Source organism: Orrella dioscoreae (assembly GCF_900089455.2).
Classification (GTDB): domain Bacteria; phylum Pseudomonadota; class Gammaproteobacteria; order Burkholderiales; family Burkholderiaceae_B; genus Orrella; species Orrella dioscoreae.
Genome location: NZ_LT907988.1, coordinates 2,338,879 through 2,352,532, shown reverse-complemented (window position 1 = coordinate 2,352,532; position 13,654 = coordinate 2,338,879). Strand labels below are relative to the sequence as shown.

Genomic DNA, 13,654 nt, shown 5'->3' with positions numbered 1-13,654 from the left:
CCGATGACCGTCATCGGGTGTTTTGCTTTCTCGTCGCGCGGTACTGCTCAATCCACCCGACTGACTGCGCGATGCCGCCGAATGGGAAGAAGTGCAGACTGACCGTTCCATGCGCTGGCGTCAGGCCGGCAGCCAGGCGATCGACGAAGCGGTCCGGTCCCGCCGTGCCAAGCAGCTTGCCGATGGAAATACCGTACTTGGCCAGCATCGACGCGCACGCACCGACGCCACACATGGCGGCATAGCGTGCAAGCACCGCGACGCCCGCGGGACCCGGCACGCCCACCCGCACGGGGTGCGCGATGCCACGCGCGCGCAATGCCTCCAGCCACGTCAGCACGACGTCGGCATCGAAGACGAACTGCGTGACGATCGAAGGCGCCATGCCACGCCCCTCGATGCCACGGCACTTGCGTTCGAGAACCTCCCAGCGATCGGCCACGCTCATGACAGGATGGCCTTCCGGATGGCCGCCCACGCCGAGGGCCTTGATGCCGGCGCGCTCGAAGACACCGGTGTCGATCAGCGAGAAGCTATCGGGAAACGGCCCCTTGGGCGTGGAAGGGTCTCCCGCGATCACGAAGCAGCGTTCCACGCCTGCCTCGGCGGCCGCGCGCGCGACGAAGGCTTGCAGCTCGGCGAGCGACGCGACGCGGCGCGCGGAAATATGGGGCATGGGCTCGAAGCCCAGTTCGCGCACCGCCCGCGCCGCGGCCAGCCGCGCCGCGTTGCCCTCGCCCGCCAGGTAGGGGATGGAAATGGTCGACGCGGGCGGGAGCCGGGGCGCCACCGCGGTCAACGCCGGGATATCCTTCGCGCTGACTTCCATCGAGTAGCAGTCATGCAGCGGTGGCCTGCGCGCGACAGCAACGTCCATCAGCGGGCATCCCGCGCGGTGTCGGCGGCAGGCGCGATGGCAGGCTGCCGGGCAAGCTCGATGAAGGCGCGCAGATAGTCGGTGGCATCGTCCGCCTCCCGTGCGCCCAGGAAGATCTGCTTGGCGATGCCGCGCGCGCCCAGCCGCACGGGCACCACGTCCATCCTGGCCGCGTACTCCTCGACCAGCCAGCGCGGCAAGGCCGCCACGCCACGGCCGCTGGCCACCATCTGCAGCATGATGTCGGTGGTTTCAATGGCTTTGTGGCGCTTGGGCGCAACACCGGCAGGCAACAGGAACTGGTTGTAGATATCCAGCCGCTCGACGTCGACGGGATAGCTGATGAGCACTTCATGGGTCAGTTGCTGGGGCTTCACGTAGGCCACGGCAGCCAGGTCGTGGCCTTTGGCCACGACCAGCACCTGCTCGTAGTCGAACACGGGCTCGAACGTCAGCCCCGGCTTGAACAAGGGGTCTGGCGTGACCAGAAGATCGATTTCATAGCCGAACAACGCACCGATCCCGCCGAACTGGAACTTCTGTTTGACGTCGACATCCACGTCTGGCCATGCCGCCAGATAGGGCGACACCACCTTGAGCAGCCATTGATAGCAAGGGTGGCACTCCATGCCGATGCGCAGCGCCCCACGCTCGCCCTGCGCAAACTGGCCCAGGCGCTCTTCGGCCAGGTCCAATTGCGGCAGCACCCTGTTCGCCACGGCCAGCAGGTACTGGCCCGCCTGCGTCAGGCGCAGGCTTCGGCCTTCGCGCAGCCAGACATCGGTGCCCAGTTGCTGTTCCAGCTTCTTCATGCTGTGGCTCAAGGCCGATTGGGTCAGGTTCAGCACGCCCGCGGCGGCCGTCAACGACCCCTGCTTCTCGACCTGCTGCACGATGCTGAGGTGAATGCGCTCAAGCATTTGTATGATCCAGATTCATGGATTTGTGAAATAAAACCATTTTACTTCATCACCCCACCTGTCTAGCATCTGCTCCCATATTCGCGTTTTTCAGAGCATGCCTTGACCCTCATCAACCCCCTCACCTTACCGATGCGCCAGAGCAGGTGCCTGCGTTGAACGCTGGCTGCTCACGGTCGCGCCGGGCGCCGCGGACAAGCTGAACGCGCGCTGGCCGCAGGAAGCATCCCCCCGAGGCAAGGTGGCGCACCGCCCGCCAGATCGCCCGGCCCACCCCGCCGACCCAACCGCCGAAGCCATGACCTTGCGTGCGCGAGCGCCTGCACACGCCAGCCACTCCCCAGAGAAGCAACCATGACACGCCCCCTCCGTTTAGTCGCTGTTTCCGGCGGGCTGCAGCGCCCGTCCAAGGCCGCGGCCCTGGCCGCGCACCTGCTGGACCTGATCGGCCGCGAAGCGCCCTGCGAACAACGCCTGATCGAGCTGGGCCAGCTCGCGCTGCAGTTTGCCGGCGCGACCTGGCGCCCGCAGTTGCCCGATGCCGTGGAGCGGGAACTTGCCGCCGTCGAACAGGCTGACGTCCTGGTGGTGACGACGCCGGTATTCCGTGGCACCTACACGGGGCTGTTCAAGCACTTCTTCGACTTCATCCACCAGGATGCCCTGGTCGACAAGCCCGTCCTGCTGGCGGCCACCGGCGGCAGCGAGCGCCACGCCCTGATGATCGATCACCAGCTGCGGCCGCTGTTCAGCTTCTTCCAGGCACGCACCTTGCCGCTGGGCGTGTATGCGACCGACAAGGATTTCACCGACTACCGCCTGCGGGACGAGGCCCTGATCCAGCGCGCCGACCTGGCGGTCCAGCGCGCGCTGCCGGTGATCGACTTGGCACGCCAGACGCTGTCCGCCACGCCCGGGATGGCGGTTGCGGCCTGAAGCAAGCGCCATGCGGCCGCCGCCAGGCAGCCGAATCATTCAAGTTTTCGTAGAAATCAAGACACCCACAATGAGCCAAGACTTCACATTCAGCATCAAGAGCATTGTTTTCGATGAAAACTACCAGCCCTCGGACAGCACGCGCATCACGACCAATTTTGCCAACCTGGCGCGGGGAACCAGCCGCCAGCAGAATCTGCGCAACACCCTGAGGATGATCGACAACCGATTCAACAGCCTGGCGCGCTGGGACAACCCGAAGGCAGACCGCTACACCGTCGAGCTCGACATCATCTCCGTCGAGATGACCCTCGCGGCCGGGGACGGGGGCAATGCCTTTCCCTTGATCGAGATCCTCAAGACCACCATCCTCGACAGGAAGACCGGCGAGCGCATCGATGGCATCGTGGGGAACAATTTCTCTTCCTACGTGCGCGACTACGACTTCAGCGTATTGCTGCCCGAGCACAACAACGACAAGGCCGCGTTCAGCATCCCGGAGGATTTCGGCGATCTGCACGGCAAGCTCTTCCAGCACTTCCTGCGCTCCGACGCCTACAAGGAACACTTCGGCAAGCCTCCCGTCATCTGCATCAGCGCATCCAGCAGCAAGACCTATCTGCGGACGGAAAACCGCCACCCCATCCTGGGCGTCGAGTATCTGCAGAACGAGTTTTCCTCGACCGACCGGTATTTCGAAAAGATGGGCCTGCAGGTCCGCTACTTCATGCCTGAAGGCAGCGTGGCGCCCCTGGCTTTCTATTTCTCGGGCGACCTGCTCGGCGACTACACCAATCTCGAGCTCATCGGCACCATCAGCACGATGGAAACGTTCCAGAAAATCTACCGCCCCGAGATCTACAACGCCAATTCCGCCGCAGGAAATGCCTACCAGCCCAGCCTGAAAAATACGGACTACTCCTTGACGCAAATCGTCTACGACCGGGAGGAACGCAGCCAGCTTGCCGTCAAGCAGGGAAAGTTCACGGAAGAGCATTTCATCAAGCCATATAAAAACCTGCTCGAGCAATGGGCTGCCAACTACACCGTCTGACCCCACCCAATACGCGGAACCATTCATCATGAAAAAGCTTTTGCCCACCTCCACCGCCGGCAGCCTGCCCAAGCCCTCCTGGCTCGCGGAGCCTGAAAAACTCTGGTCGCCCTGGAAACTGCAGGAAGAAGGATTGGTGGAAGGCAAGCAGGATGCCTTGCGCCTGTCGCTGCAGGAGCAGCAACAGGCAGGCATCGATATCGTCAGCGATGGCGAGCAGACTCGCCAGCATTTCGTCACCACGTTCATCGAGCACCTCAGCGGTGTCGATTTCGAGAAGCGGGAAACGGTCAGGATCCGCGATCGCTATGATGCGAGCGTGCCCACCGTCGTCGGCGCCGTGAGCCGCCAGAAACCTGTTTTCGTCGAGGACGCGAAGTTCCTGCGCCAGCAGACCACGCAGCCCATCAAGTGGGCGCTGCCTGGCCCCATGACGATGATCGACACGCTCTACGACAGCCACTACAAGAGCCGCGAAAAACTCGCCTGGGAATTCGCCAAGATCCTCAACCAGGAGGCCAAGGAGCTGGAGGCTGCCGGCGTGAACATCATCCAGTTCGATGAACCTGCCTTCAACGTCTTCTTCGACGAGGTGAACGACTGGGGCGTCCCCACCCTGGAGCGGGCCATCGAGGGGCTCAAATGCGAAACCGCCGTGCACATTTGCTATGGCTACGGCATCAAGGCCAATACCGACTGGAAGAAGACGCTGGGCTCCGAGTGGCGCCAGTATGAAGAGTCCTTCCCCAAGCTACAGCAATCCAGCATCGACATCGTGTCGCTGGAGTGCCACAACTCGCACGTTCCCATCGACCTGATCGAACTCATCCGCGGCAAGAAAGTCATGGTGGGCGCCATCGACGTCGCGACCCACGCCATTGAAACGCCCGAGGAAGTGGCCAACACCCTGCGCAAGGCGCTCAAATTCGTGGATGCCGACAAGCTCTATCCTTGCACCAACTGCGGCATGGCGCCCCTGCCCCGCCACGTGGCAAGAGGCAAGCTGAACGCCCTCAGCGCGGGCGCGGCGATCATCCGCGGGGAACTGCCGGCCTGATGCCCTGCCGGGCGCGGCGGTCGCGCGAGGACTTGCCGCTGAAATGAAAAAACCGCGATGGCCATCGCGGTTTTTTTCATCTGGCAGCGTCATCCGGACACAGCGGCATCAGCTCGACGCAGGCAGTTCCATGCCTTCTTCCCAGTTCGCCGAACGGGCCTCTTCTTCCTTGTGCGTCAGCGGCTCGATGAATGTCGCATGAAGGTCCTCCGCGGACATCGGCTTGCCCAGCAGCCAGCCCTGCACCCGCTGGCATTGCAAGGCCGCCAGGGCGGCATACTGGCCTTCGGTTTCGACACCTTCGGCGACGATCTCGCGTTCCAGGCGGCGGGACAGCTCGACGATGGTGCCCACGATCGCCTGGGCCCCCGGATCGGTTTCCAGGTCACGCACGAAGGACCGGTCGATCTTGATGGTGTCGAAAGGAAGCTGGTGCAGATAGCCCAGGCTGGAATAGCCCGTGCCGAAGTCGTCGATGGCGACCTTCACGCCGGCGCGCCGGAGTTCGGCCAGGCGTGAGATTTCACCGCCCGCGGCGGCCACCAGCACGCCTTCGGTGATTTCCAGCTCGAGGCGCTCGGGCGCGAGCCCGGTACGGTCCAGCACCGTGCGCACATCGCGCACCATCTGCACTTTCTCCAGCTGGATCGGCGACAGGTTGACCGACAGGTACCAGGACTCGGGCCAGCGCGCGGCTTCGGCGCAGGCGTTTTCCAGCACCCACGCGCCCAGCGGCACGATGAGCTCGGTTTGCTCGGCCAGGGGAATGAACTGCATCGGCGGCACCAGGCCGCGTTCGGGGTGGTTCCAGCGCAGCAGCGCCTCGAACCCTGCGAGCTGACGCGAGGCGGAATCAAAAATGGGCTGGTAATGCACAAACAGCTGGTCGGACGACTGCATCGCGGCGCGCAGGTCATCTTCCAGGGATTCCATGTCCATCACCTGCGACAGCGCGTAGACGCTGTGGCCGCTGCGCGTGTTGCGCACGGCGCGCACGATGGACTCGGCGCGCAGGAAGTGAATGGTGAGCAGCAGCAGGACGCCGCAGGGCACGAAAAGCATCGTGCCCAGCAGCGCCATGTTCAGGTATTGCAGGCTGATCTGGTGGACGGACCAGAAATACCAGACGGGCACCAGCCCCAGCGCGATCAACAGGGGGATGCCGCCGCACAGGCCAAGCAGCATGGAGCCGCCCCGGCGGGACACGAACCAGCACAGCAGCAGGACGACACCAAGGCCTTCGAACAGAAGAATCGAGACGACCAGCAGAGTAAAGGTGTCAAGCATCGCGCACCGGCAAGCGCCCTGCCTCGGACCACAGGGAAGTACCGGTCACGCCCGACAAACCGCCTGCGAGCATTCAGACCGCCATATTGGCGATTTCCTGGTACGCCGAGACCAGCTTGTTGCGGACCTGGACCGCGCCCTGAAACGCAAGGCTGGCCTTCTGGATATCGATCATCACGTCATTCAGGGAAACATCCGGCGCGCCCAGCTCGAAGGCCCGGGCCTGGGCCTGCGACGCATTCTGCGCATCGGACACCTTGCGGATGGAACGCTGCAATTCGGCAGCGAAACCACCCTGCACGGCGCTCGGCTCGCGGCTGATCGCCGACAGTTCCCCCGCCTGGGACGCGCGCACGGCGGCCCGCATCTGCTGAAGCATGCTTTCGATGCCAGACAGGTTCTGGATAGCCATCTGAATAAATTCCGTAGAAAACGCCAAGTGCAGCTAGGCTAACCCGTCCCCTGGCATGCCTATCCCTCAAATAACGGGAAAAAACCCGACATTTCGGCGTTTGACCGGGCAGAGGCGCGCAGCATGATGCCACATCCCCAACGCCACCGCTCGCCCGGCCCAGACCCATAGACCTAAATAGCGGGGAAAAAGCGGGCTTTTCGGCGCTTGCCGGCCGCGTCCCCGCGGCCATAATCCACGCTTGTCTGATCAGATTCACGTTGCATGCGATCCCGCCCGCCCGTTCCAATGCGTCCCCTGACTTCCCGAATCCGCCCGGAGGCCCGTCAATGAACGAGCAGGTCGCCACCGCGCCGCCGGCTGCCACGCGCTTCCCGCTGCTGGACAAGCTGCGCGCCCTGCCCCGAACTGTCCAGCTGGGTGGCGCTGCCGCCCTGGTGACGGTCATCGTCGCCGCGCTGCTGTTCACGCGCGGGCCTGACTACAAGGTGCTCTTCTCCAACCTGAGCGAACGCGATGGCGGCGCCATCGTGGCCGCGCTCGGGCAGATGAACGTCCCCTACAAGTTCGCCGACAACGGCGGCGCACTGATGGTGCCGGCCGACAAGGTGCACGAGATGCGCCTGCAGCTTGCCAGCCAGGGCCTGCCGCGCGGCGGCTCCGTCGGCTTCGAGATCCTCGACACCGCCCGTTTCGGCGCCAGCCAGTTCGCCGAACAGATCACCTACCAGCGCGGCCTGGAAGGCGAACTCGCCCGCTCCATCCAGTCCATGCACTCCGTGCAGGGCGCCCGTGTGCACCTGGCCATTCCCCGCCAGTCGCTTTTCGTGCGCGAGCGCCAACCGCCCTCGGCCTCGGTGCTGGTGAACCTCTATCCCGGCCGCAGCCTGAGCGACTCGCAAGTCTCGGCGATTGCCTGGCTGGTCTCGTCCAGCGTGCCCGAACTGGTGGTGGACAACGTCTCCATCGTCGACCAGACGGGCAAGCTGCTGTCCTCGCCCGGCGGCGAAGGCCGCGGCATGGACGCCGACCAGTTGCGCTATGTCCGCGAAATGGAACAGCGCACCATCGAACGCATCCTGAGCCTGCTCAACCCCCTGGTCGGCTATGGCAACGTGCATGCCCAGGCCACCGCCGAAGTCGATTTCGCCCAGCGCGAACAGACCTCCGAGGTCTATCGTCCGAACCAGGAGCCCGGCCAGGCCTCCATCCGCAGCCAGCAGACCAGCGAGTCCAGCCAGCAGGGCGTGAATCCCGCCCAGGGCGTTCCCGGCGCGCTGACCAACCAGCCCCCGCCCAACGCGGTCGCCCCCATCGTCACGCCCCCGCCTCCCGGCCAGCAGGGCCAGCCAGGCCAACAGGGACAGCAGCAGGGTCAACAAGGCCAGCAGAACGGCCAGCAGGCCGGCACCGGCCAGGTGGCGGCCGTCACGACCAACAACCGCCGCGACAACACCACCAACTACGAGCTGGATCGCACGATCAGCCACGTCAAGCAGCCCACCGGCGCGCTCACGCGCATGTCGGTGGCGGTGGTGCTGAACTACCGCGCCGACGAGAACGGCGAGGCCAAGGCCCTGCCCCAGGAAGAGCTGGACAAGCTGACCGCGCTGGTGCGTGAAGCCATGGGCTATTCCGAAGCGCGCGGAGACAGCCTGAACGTGGCCAACAGCCCGTTCACCAACAACGAGCCGGTCGTCGCCGTGTGGCGCGATCCCGAGAACATCGCGCTGGCCAAGCAGCTGCTGTGGTACCTGGTCCTCGGCCTGGCCCTGATCTGGCTGTGGCGCAGCATCGTGCGCCCGCTGGTGCGACGCCACATCGACCCGGTGCTGGAAGAAGCCGCCGAGGAAACCGTCGACCTCGACGCCGACCGCGAGGCCCTCGCCGCGGCCCGGGCTCACCAGCTCAGCCGCTACGAAGAGAACCTGGAGGTGGCCCGCAAGCTGGCCGCCCAGGATCCGCGCGCCGTGGCGCTCGTCATTCGAACCTGGATAGAGAAAGATGGAAGCAAATGACGGCCTGACCCGTAGCGCGATCCTGCTGATGTCGCTCGGCGAGGACGCCGCTGCCGAGGTCTTCAAGTATCTGAACGCCCGCGAAATCCAGCAGATGGGCGCGGCCATGGCCAGCCTGAAGCAGGTCTCGCGCGAAACCGTCAGCGACGTGCTGGAGGACTTCCGCCACGAAGCCGACCAGTTCATCGCGGTCAACCTGGGCTCGGACGACTACATCCGCGCCGTGCTGACCAAGGCGCTGGGCAGCGACCGCGCCGCGGGCCTGCTGGAAGACATCCTGGATCCGGGCGACGGCAGCAGCGGCATCGATTCGCTGAACTGGCTGGACGCCTCGACGGTGGCCGAGCTCATCGGCGACGAGCATCCGCAGATCATCGCGACCATCCTGGTCCACCTGGAGCGCGACCGCGCCGCCGGCGTGCTGGCCCTGCTCTCCGAGCGCCTGCGCAACGACGTCATGCTGCGCATCGCCACCTTCGGCGGCGTGCAGCCTGCCGCGCTGGGCGAACTGACCGAGGTGCTGAACAACATGCTGGCAGGCCAGGGCGCGAAGCGCAGCAAGATGGGTGGCGTGCGCACCGCGGCCGAGATCCTGAACATGATGAACAGCGCCGACGAGGAAGCCGTGGTCAACAGCCTGCGCGAACGCGACGCGGACCTGGCCCAGAAGATCGTCGACGAGATGTTCGTCTTCGACAACCTGATCGACGTCGAGGATCGCGGCATCCAGCTCATCCTGAAGGAAACCGACAACGACACGCTGATGATCGCCCTGAAGGGTGCATCGGAAGACCTGCGCGACAAGTTCCTGCGCAACATGTCCAGCCGCGCCGCCGATACGCTGCGCGAGGACCTGGAAGCCCAGGGCCCCGTGCGCATGTCCAAGGTCGAGGGCGAGCAGAAGAAGATCCTGCAGATCGCCCGCCGCCTGGCCGAGAGCGGCCAGATCGTCCTGGGCAGCCAGGGAGACGACGCGTATGTCTGACGCGCCCTATGCCGGCTTGGGAGTGCGGACGCCTGCGCGTCCGTGGCGCCGCTGGCAGATGGAGGCGTTCGACCAGCCGCAGCAGGCACTTTCGCCCGAGGAGTCGGCTGCCGCAACCGCCAAGCGCGTCGCCGAGCTGAGCGCGCGCCACGAAGCCGCCTGCAAGGCCGGCTACGAGGAAGGCAAGGAAATCGGCCGCAAGGAAGGCCATGCCGAAGGCCTGGAGGCCGGGCGCGCCGAGGGCCAGGCCGCCGGCCAGGCAACGGGCTACGAAGCAGGCCTGGCCGACGGCCGGGCCGCCGCCCAGGCCGAAGCCCAGCGCCTGAACACGCTGGTGCAGGCAACCGCCGACTCGCTGTCGCGCGTCGAGGCGGAAATGGGCCAGGCGCTGCTCACGCTGGCGCTGGACATCGCCCGCCAGGTCGTGCGCACCACCCTGGCCGAACAGCCCGACACGGTGCTTGCCGCCGTCCGCGAAGTGCTGCATGCCGACCACGGCGATGCCGCGCCCCTGCGGCTGTGGGTGCACCCGGCCGACCAGGCGATGATCCGGCAGCACCTGGGCGACGAGCTGGCTGCCGGCAAGTGGTCCCTGTGGACCGACGAAACGCTGACGCCTGGCGGATGCCGGGCCGAGACCGCCTACGGCACCATCGACGCCACGCTGGAAACGCGCTGGCGCCGTGTCGCGGCCTCGCTGGGCAAATCCCAGGAATGGTCCCCCGAACCGTGAGCCGCCCAGAATGAGCACGCACGCCGACCCCTCGCCGCTCGCCCCGCCGGTCCCCGTGATCGACCGCTGGGCGACGCAGTTGCAGATCGGCTCGATCCGTGCGGCCGCCACCGACCCGTGGCACGCCACGGGCCGCATCGTGCGCGCCACCGGACTGGTGCTGCAGGCCACGGGCCTGCGCCTGCCCGTGGGCGCCGCCTGCAAGATCGAAATCGCCCCGGGCCATGACCACTGGGCCGATGCCGAGGTCGTCGGCTTCGACGGCCACATGCTCTACCTGATGCCGCAAGCCGACATCTCCGGCCTGCCGCCCGGCGCACGCGTGATGCCGGGCGAGCCGCCCGTGCAGCGCGCCATTCCCCTGCCCCGCAAGGCCGAGCTGAACGGCAACGCCAAGCCGGCCCGCGGCCGCCACCTTCCGGTGGGACAGGCGCTGCTGGGCCGCGTGGTCGACGGCGCGGGCCGCCCGCTGGACGGCCTGGGCCCGCTGGAAGGCGCAGACCTGGCGCCCCTTACCGCGCCGCCCATCAATCCGCTCACGCGCGCGCCGGTGGACACCGCGCTGGACGTGGGGGTGCGCGCCATCAACGGTCTCCTGACCGTCGGCCGCGGCCAGCGCATGGGCCTGTTCGCCGGTTCAGGCGTGGGCAAGAGCGTGCTGCTGGGCATGATGGCCCGCTACACGAAGGCGGAGGTCATCGTCGTCGGGCTCATCGGCGAACGCGGCCGCGAAGTGAAGGAATTCATCGAGCACAACCTCGGCCCCGAGGGCATGCGCCGCGCGGTCGTGGTTGCCGCGCCCGCCGACGTGTCGCCGCTGCTGCGCCTGCAGGGCGCCGCCTATGCGACGCGCCTGGCCGAGTATTTCCGTGACCTGGGCAAGGACGTCCTGCTCATCATGGACTCGCTCACCCGCTATGCCATGGCCCAGCGCGAAATCGCGCTGGCCATCGGCGAACCGCCCGCCACCAAGGGCTATCCGCCCTCGGTGTTCGCGAAACTGCCCGCGCTGGTCGAGCGCGCCGGCAACGGCGCCCCGGTCAACGGCTACAAGGCAGGATCCATCACCGCCTTCTATACCGTGCTGACCGAAGGCGACGACCAGCAGGACCCCATTGCAGACGCCGCACGGGCCATCCTGGACGGGCACGTCGTGCTGTCGCGCTCGCTGGCCGAGGCCGGCCACTACCCCGCCATCGACATCGAAGCCTCGATTTCGCGGGTGATGACGGCCATCGTGCCCGCGGAGCAGTTCGCCCAGGTGCGGCGTTTCAAGCAGATGCTGTCGCGCTACCAGCGCAACCGTGACCTCATCGCCGTGGGCGCCTACGCGCACGGCAACGATCCGCAGCTGGATGAGGCCATCGAAAAGTACCCCTGGCTGGAAGGCTTCCTCCAGCAGGACATCGGCGTGAGCGTGAATTACGGTCAGGCCGTGGAGCAGCTGCGCAACGTTTTCCAAGGAAACGGCCATGGCTTCTAAGCTCCCCCTCGACACGCTGATCGGCCTTGCCCGCGAGAGCACGGACGACGCCGCCCGCCGCCTGGGCCAATTGCAAGGTGCGCGCCAGCATGCAGCCCAGCAGCTCGGCATGCTGCAGGATTACCGCCAGGATTACCTGGAAAAGCTCCAGCAGGCGATGCAGGGCGGCATGCCCGCAGCCGACTGCTACAACTACCAACGATTCATCGCGACGCTCGACGAGGCGATCCACCAGCAGATGCTGGTCCTGGGCCGCGCCGACGAGCAGCTCGAGGGCGGCAAGGTGAAGTGGCGCGAGGAAAAGCGCCGCCTCAACTCGTTCGACGCCTTGCTGGTTCGCCAGGAACGCGCCGAGGCGATCGTCGAGAACCGCCGGGAACAGCGCGCCAATGACGAGTTCGCTGCTCGCCTGATGCGCCACCCCGCTGGCGTGCACTGAGCCGGCCGCCACACGCATACCCCAAGGAATTTCCATGACCAACATCATGACGACGCTGATTGCCTCTCCCGCCCAGCCGGCTGCCAATGCGGCCAGCACCGGCGCCGCGGACAGCCAATCGGCCGCCGCCAGCCCCTTTTCCCAGGTGCTGGCCGACCAGCGCGGCGCCAGCGATGGCCAGCCGGTGGCTGGCCACGAGCCGGTCAAGGCTGGCGGCAAGCGCCCGGCAGGCCGCCAGGAAGACGCCGACACCGCCGAATCGGCGCAGACGCCCGATGCCGCGCTGATTGCCCAGGCCACGCTGCCCGAGCAGGCGCTGGACATTGCCCTCCAGGTTGCCGCGCAACTGCGTGGCACCGGCCAGCCGGATGCGGGCGCACAGGCCGGCAGCCGCGCCAATGCGCTGACCGGCGAGATCGCCGGCCGTGGCCGCCAGCTCGCCGAACGCGGCCTGCTCGCCGATGCCGCCGCGCGCCTGCCCGCCGGGCAAGCCCAGGCGGACGGCCAAGCCGCGGTCCCGCTGCAAGCCGCGCTGGGATCCCTCGCCCGTCCGCTGACCCAGGCCGACGCCGCCCTGCCGGGCCAGGCGCCTGCCGGCGCCGCCGTGACGTCACGCGGCGCGGGCGCACGCGAGCAAGCCCTCCGTGGCGACGCGCTCAAGGCCTCGGCGTTGTCGCCCAAGGCCAACACCGACGCGGGCACGACCGCGCAACAGGCGCGCGGCGACAATTTGCAGGCTGCGCTCGAGGCATTCGCAGCGCCGCAAACCGCGCAACAACCCGCCCATGCCACGCACCAGGGCGACAAGCCGCCCGTCGACGCCGCCCTGCTCGCTCACGCGGCGCAAGCTCCCACCCATGCCTCGCAGCTGGGCCATGCGCCTGCCGCCGCCCCCGTGCTGCTCGGCCACCTGGCAACCCCCGTGGGCGCACCCGGCTGGGGCACGGAGCTCGGCCGCCAGATGATCGTCATGAGCCAGACGGCCGACAACCTGAAGCAGGTGGCGGAACTGCGCCTGGATCCGCCCGACCTGGGCCCGCTGCGCGTCTCCCTGACCTTGCAGGACGGCGTGGCAAGCGCCGTGTTCGTCTCGGCGCACCCGGCTGTGCGCCAGGCGCTCGAATCGGCGCTGCCCAGCCTGGAACAATCGCTGGCCCAGGCGGGCATCTCGCTTGGACAGGCCAACGTCAGTGACCAGGGCACGGCCAGCCAGCAGGCGCAGCAAGGTCTTCAGGCTGGCACGCAGGGCCGTTCAGGCAAGGGTGAAAGCGGCGACGGCCTGGTGGCGGAAGCCGGCAACGGCGACACCACGCGCCGGATCGACAGCAACGCCCTGGTGGATACCTTCGCCTGAGGGGGTGGGCGCCGACGGGAAACCTTTTCCGCAATAGAACGAGCTACCCGTCTTTAGACCCCTTTTTCCTACCCATATCGCGGGCCGATTTCCTTCAGA

General features: G+C 66.7%; 13 protein-coding genes. 9 read left to right on the top strand and 4 right to left on the bottom strand.

Translation table 11 applies throughout. The features are described 5' to 3' along the window. Positions 1 to 10 precede the first annotated feature (10 nt). Complete coding sequence (locus ODI_RS10990) at positions 11 to 877, bottom strand: methylenetetrahydrofolate reductase (RefSeq protein ID WP_067750825.1); 867 nt, start codon at positions 875 to 877, stop codon at positions 11 to 13. After that, on the bottom strand, positions 877 to 1,797 hold the full coding sequence (locus tag ODI_RS10985; RefSeq protein ID WP_067750827.1) for a LysR family transcriptional regulator: 921 nt from the start codon (positions 1,795 to 1,797) through the stop codon (positions 877 to 879). Before ODI_RS10985 ends, ODI_RS10990 begins: the two co-directional genes overlap by 1 nt. A 354-nt stretch (positions 1,798 to 2,151) precedes the next feature. Between ODI_RS10985 and msuE the strand changes: the two genes are divergently transcribed. From msuE to ODI_RS10970, 3 genes are all read left to right on the top strand, one after another. Next, the gene (gene msuE / locus ODI_RS10980) at positions 2,152 to 2,733 is read left to right on the top strand and encodes an FMN reductase (RefSeq protein ID WP_067750830.1); all 582 of its coding nucleotides are present in this window, start codon (positions 2,152 to 2,154) and stop codon (positions 2,731 to 2,733) included. Positions 2,734 to 2,803: 70 nt separating this feature from the next. After that, positions 2,804 to 3,787 (top strand): DUF1852 domain-containing protein, encoded by a 984-nt coding sequence (locus ODI_RS10975; RefSeq protein ID WP_067750832.1) that lies wholly within the window; start codon positions 2,804 to 2,806, stop codon positions 3,785 to 3,787. Positions 3,788 to 3,815: 28 nt separating this feature from the next. Then, positions 3,816 to 4,844: a methionine synthase gene (locus tag ODI_RS10970; protein WP_067750835.1), complete on the top strand. Its 1,029-nt coding sequence runs from the start codon at positions 3,816 to 3,818 to the stop codon at positions 4,842 to 4,844. Between the two features lie 108 nt (positions 4,845 to 4,952). Here ODI_RS10970 and ODI_RS10965 read toward each other — a convergent pair whose 3' ends face one another. Further along, positions 4,953 to 6,131 (bottom strand): putative bifunctional diguanylate cyclase/phosphodiesterase, encoded by a 1,179-nt coding sequence (locus ODI_RS10965; protein WP_067750837.1) that lies wholly within the window; start codon positions 6,129 to 6,131, stop codon positions 4,953 to 4,955. Between the two features lie 73 nt (positions 6,132 to 6,204). Continuing rightward, positions 6,205 to 6,543: a flagellar hook-basal body complex protein FliE gene (gene fliE / locus ODI_RS10960; RefSeq protein WP_067750841.1), complete on the bottom strand. Its 339-nt coding sequence runs from the start codon at positions 6,541 to 6,543 to the stop codon at positions 6,205 to 6,207. 329 nt (positions 6,544 to 6,872) lie between these two features. Between fliE and fliF the strand changes: the two genes are divergently transcribed. Genes fliF through ODI_RS22520 form a run of 6 tightly spaced genes read left to right on the top strand, consistent with a single transcriptional unit; the run spans position 6,873 to position 13,555 of the window. Then, a complete protein-coding gene (gene fliF / locus ODI_RS10955; RefSeq protein WP_067750844.1) occupies positions 6,873 to 8,561 on the top strand; it encodes a flagellar basal-body MS-ring/collar protein FliF in 1,689 nt (562 codons plus the stop codon). Continuing rightward, positions 8,548 to 9,546 carry a flagellar motor switch protein FliG gene (gene fliG / locus ODI_RS10950; RefSeq protein WP_067750846.1) on the top strand — a complete coding sequence of 333 codons (999 nt, stop codon included), beginning with the start codon at positions 8,548 to 8,550 and terminating at the stop codon, positions 9,544 to 9,546. The genes fliF and fliG overlap by 14 nt, the downstream gene beginning before the upstream one ends. After that, the gene (gene fliH, locus ODI_RS10945) at positions 9,539 to 10,279 is read left to right on the top strand and encodes a flagellar assembly protein FliH (RefSeq protein ID WP_067750849.1); all 741 of its coding nucleotides are present in this window, start codon (positions 9,539 to 9,541) and stop codon (positions 10,277 to 10,279) included. Before fliG ends, fliH begins: the two co-directional genes overlap by 8 nt. Before the next feature lie 10 nt (positions 10,280 to 10,289). Beyond that, positions 10,290 to 11,762, top strand: a complete 1,473-nt coding sequence (fliI, locus tag ODI_RS10940; RefSeq protein WP_067750851.1) for a flagellar protein export ATPase FliI — start codon at positions 10,290 to 10,292, stop codon at positions 11,760 to 11,762. Then, positions 11,752 to 12,201: a flagellar export protein FliJ gene (gene fliJ / locus ODI_RS10935; RefSeq protein ID WP_067750854.1), complete on the top strand. Its 450-nt coding sequence runs from the start codon at positions 11,752 to 11,754 to the stop codon at positions 12,199 to 12,201. The genes fliI and fliJ overlap by 11 nt, the downstream gene beginning before the upstream one ends. Before the next feature lie 34 nt (positions 12,202 to 12,235). Continuing rightward, on the top strand, positions 12,236 to 13,555 hold the full coding sequence (locus ODI_RS22520) for a flagellar hook-length control protein FliK (protein ID WP_067750855.1): 1,320 nt from the start codon (positions 12,236 to 12,238) through the stop codon (positions 13,553 to 13,555). Positions 13,556 to 13,654: the final 99 nt, after the last annotated feature.

Coding starts and splice junctions, on each gene's coding strand:
- ODI_RS10970 (WP_067750835.1), top strand. CDS start 3,816: ATGAAAAAGCTTTTGCCCACCTCCACCGCCGGCAGCCTGCCCAAGCCC.
- msuE (WP_067750830.1), top strand. CDS start 2,152: ATGACACGCCCCCTCCGTTTAGTCGCTGTTTCCGGCGGGCTGCAGCGC.
- ODI_RS10975 (WP_067750832.1), top strand. CDS start 2,804: ATGAGCCAAGACTTCACATTCAGCATCAAGAGCATTGTTTTCGATGAA.
- fliF (WP_067750844.1), top strand. CDS start 6,873: ATGAACGAGCAGGTCGCCACCGCGCCGCCGGCTGCCACGCGCTTCCCG.
- fliH (WP_067750849.1), top strand. CDS start 9,539: ATGTCTGACGCGCCCTATGCCGGCTTGGGAGTGCGGACGCCTGCGCGT.
- fliE (WP_067750841.1), bottom strand. CDS start 6,543: ATGGCTATCCAGAACCTGTCTGGCATCGAAAGCATGCTTCAGCAGATG.
- ODI_RS22520 (WP_067750855.1), top strand. CDS start 12,236: ATGACCAACATCATGACGACGCTGATTGCCTCTCCCGCCCAGCCGGCT.
- fliJ (WP_067750854.1), top strand. CDS start 11,752: ATGGCTTCTAAGCTCCCCCTCGACACGCTGATCGGCCTTGCCCGCGAG.
- ODI_RS10965 (WP_067750837.1), bottom strand. CDS start 6,131: ATGCTTGACACCTTTACTCTGCTGGTCGTCTCGATTCTTCTGTTCGAA.
- fliI (WP_067750851.1), top strand. CDS start 10,290: ATGAGCACGCACGCCGACCCCTCGCCGCTCGCCCCGCCGGTCCCCGTG.
- ODI_RS10990 (WP_067750825.1), bottom strand. CDS start 877: ATGGACGTTGCTGTCGCGCGCAGGCCACCGCTGCATGACTGCTACTCG.
- fliG (WP_067750846.1), top strand. CDS start 8,548: ATGGAAGCAAATGACGGCCTGACCCGTAGCGCGATCCTGCTGATGTCG.
- ODI_RS10985 (WP_067750827.1), bottom strand. CDS start 1,797: ATGCTTGAGCGCATTCACCTCAGCATCGTGCAGCAGGTCGAGAAGCAG.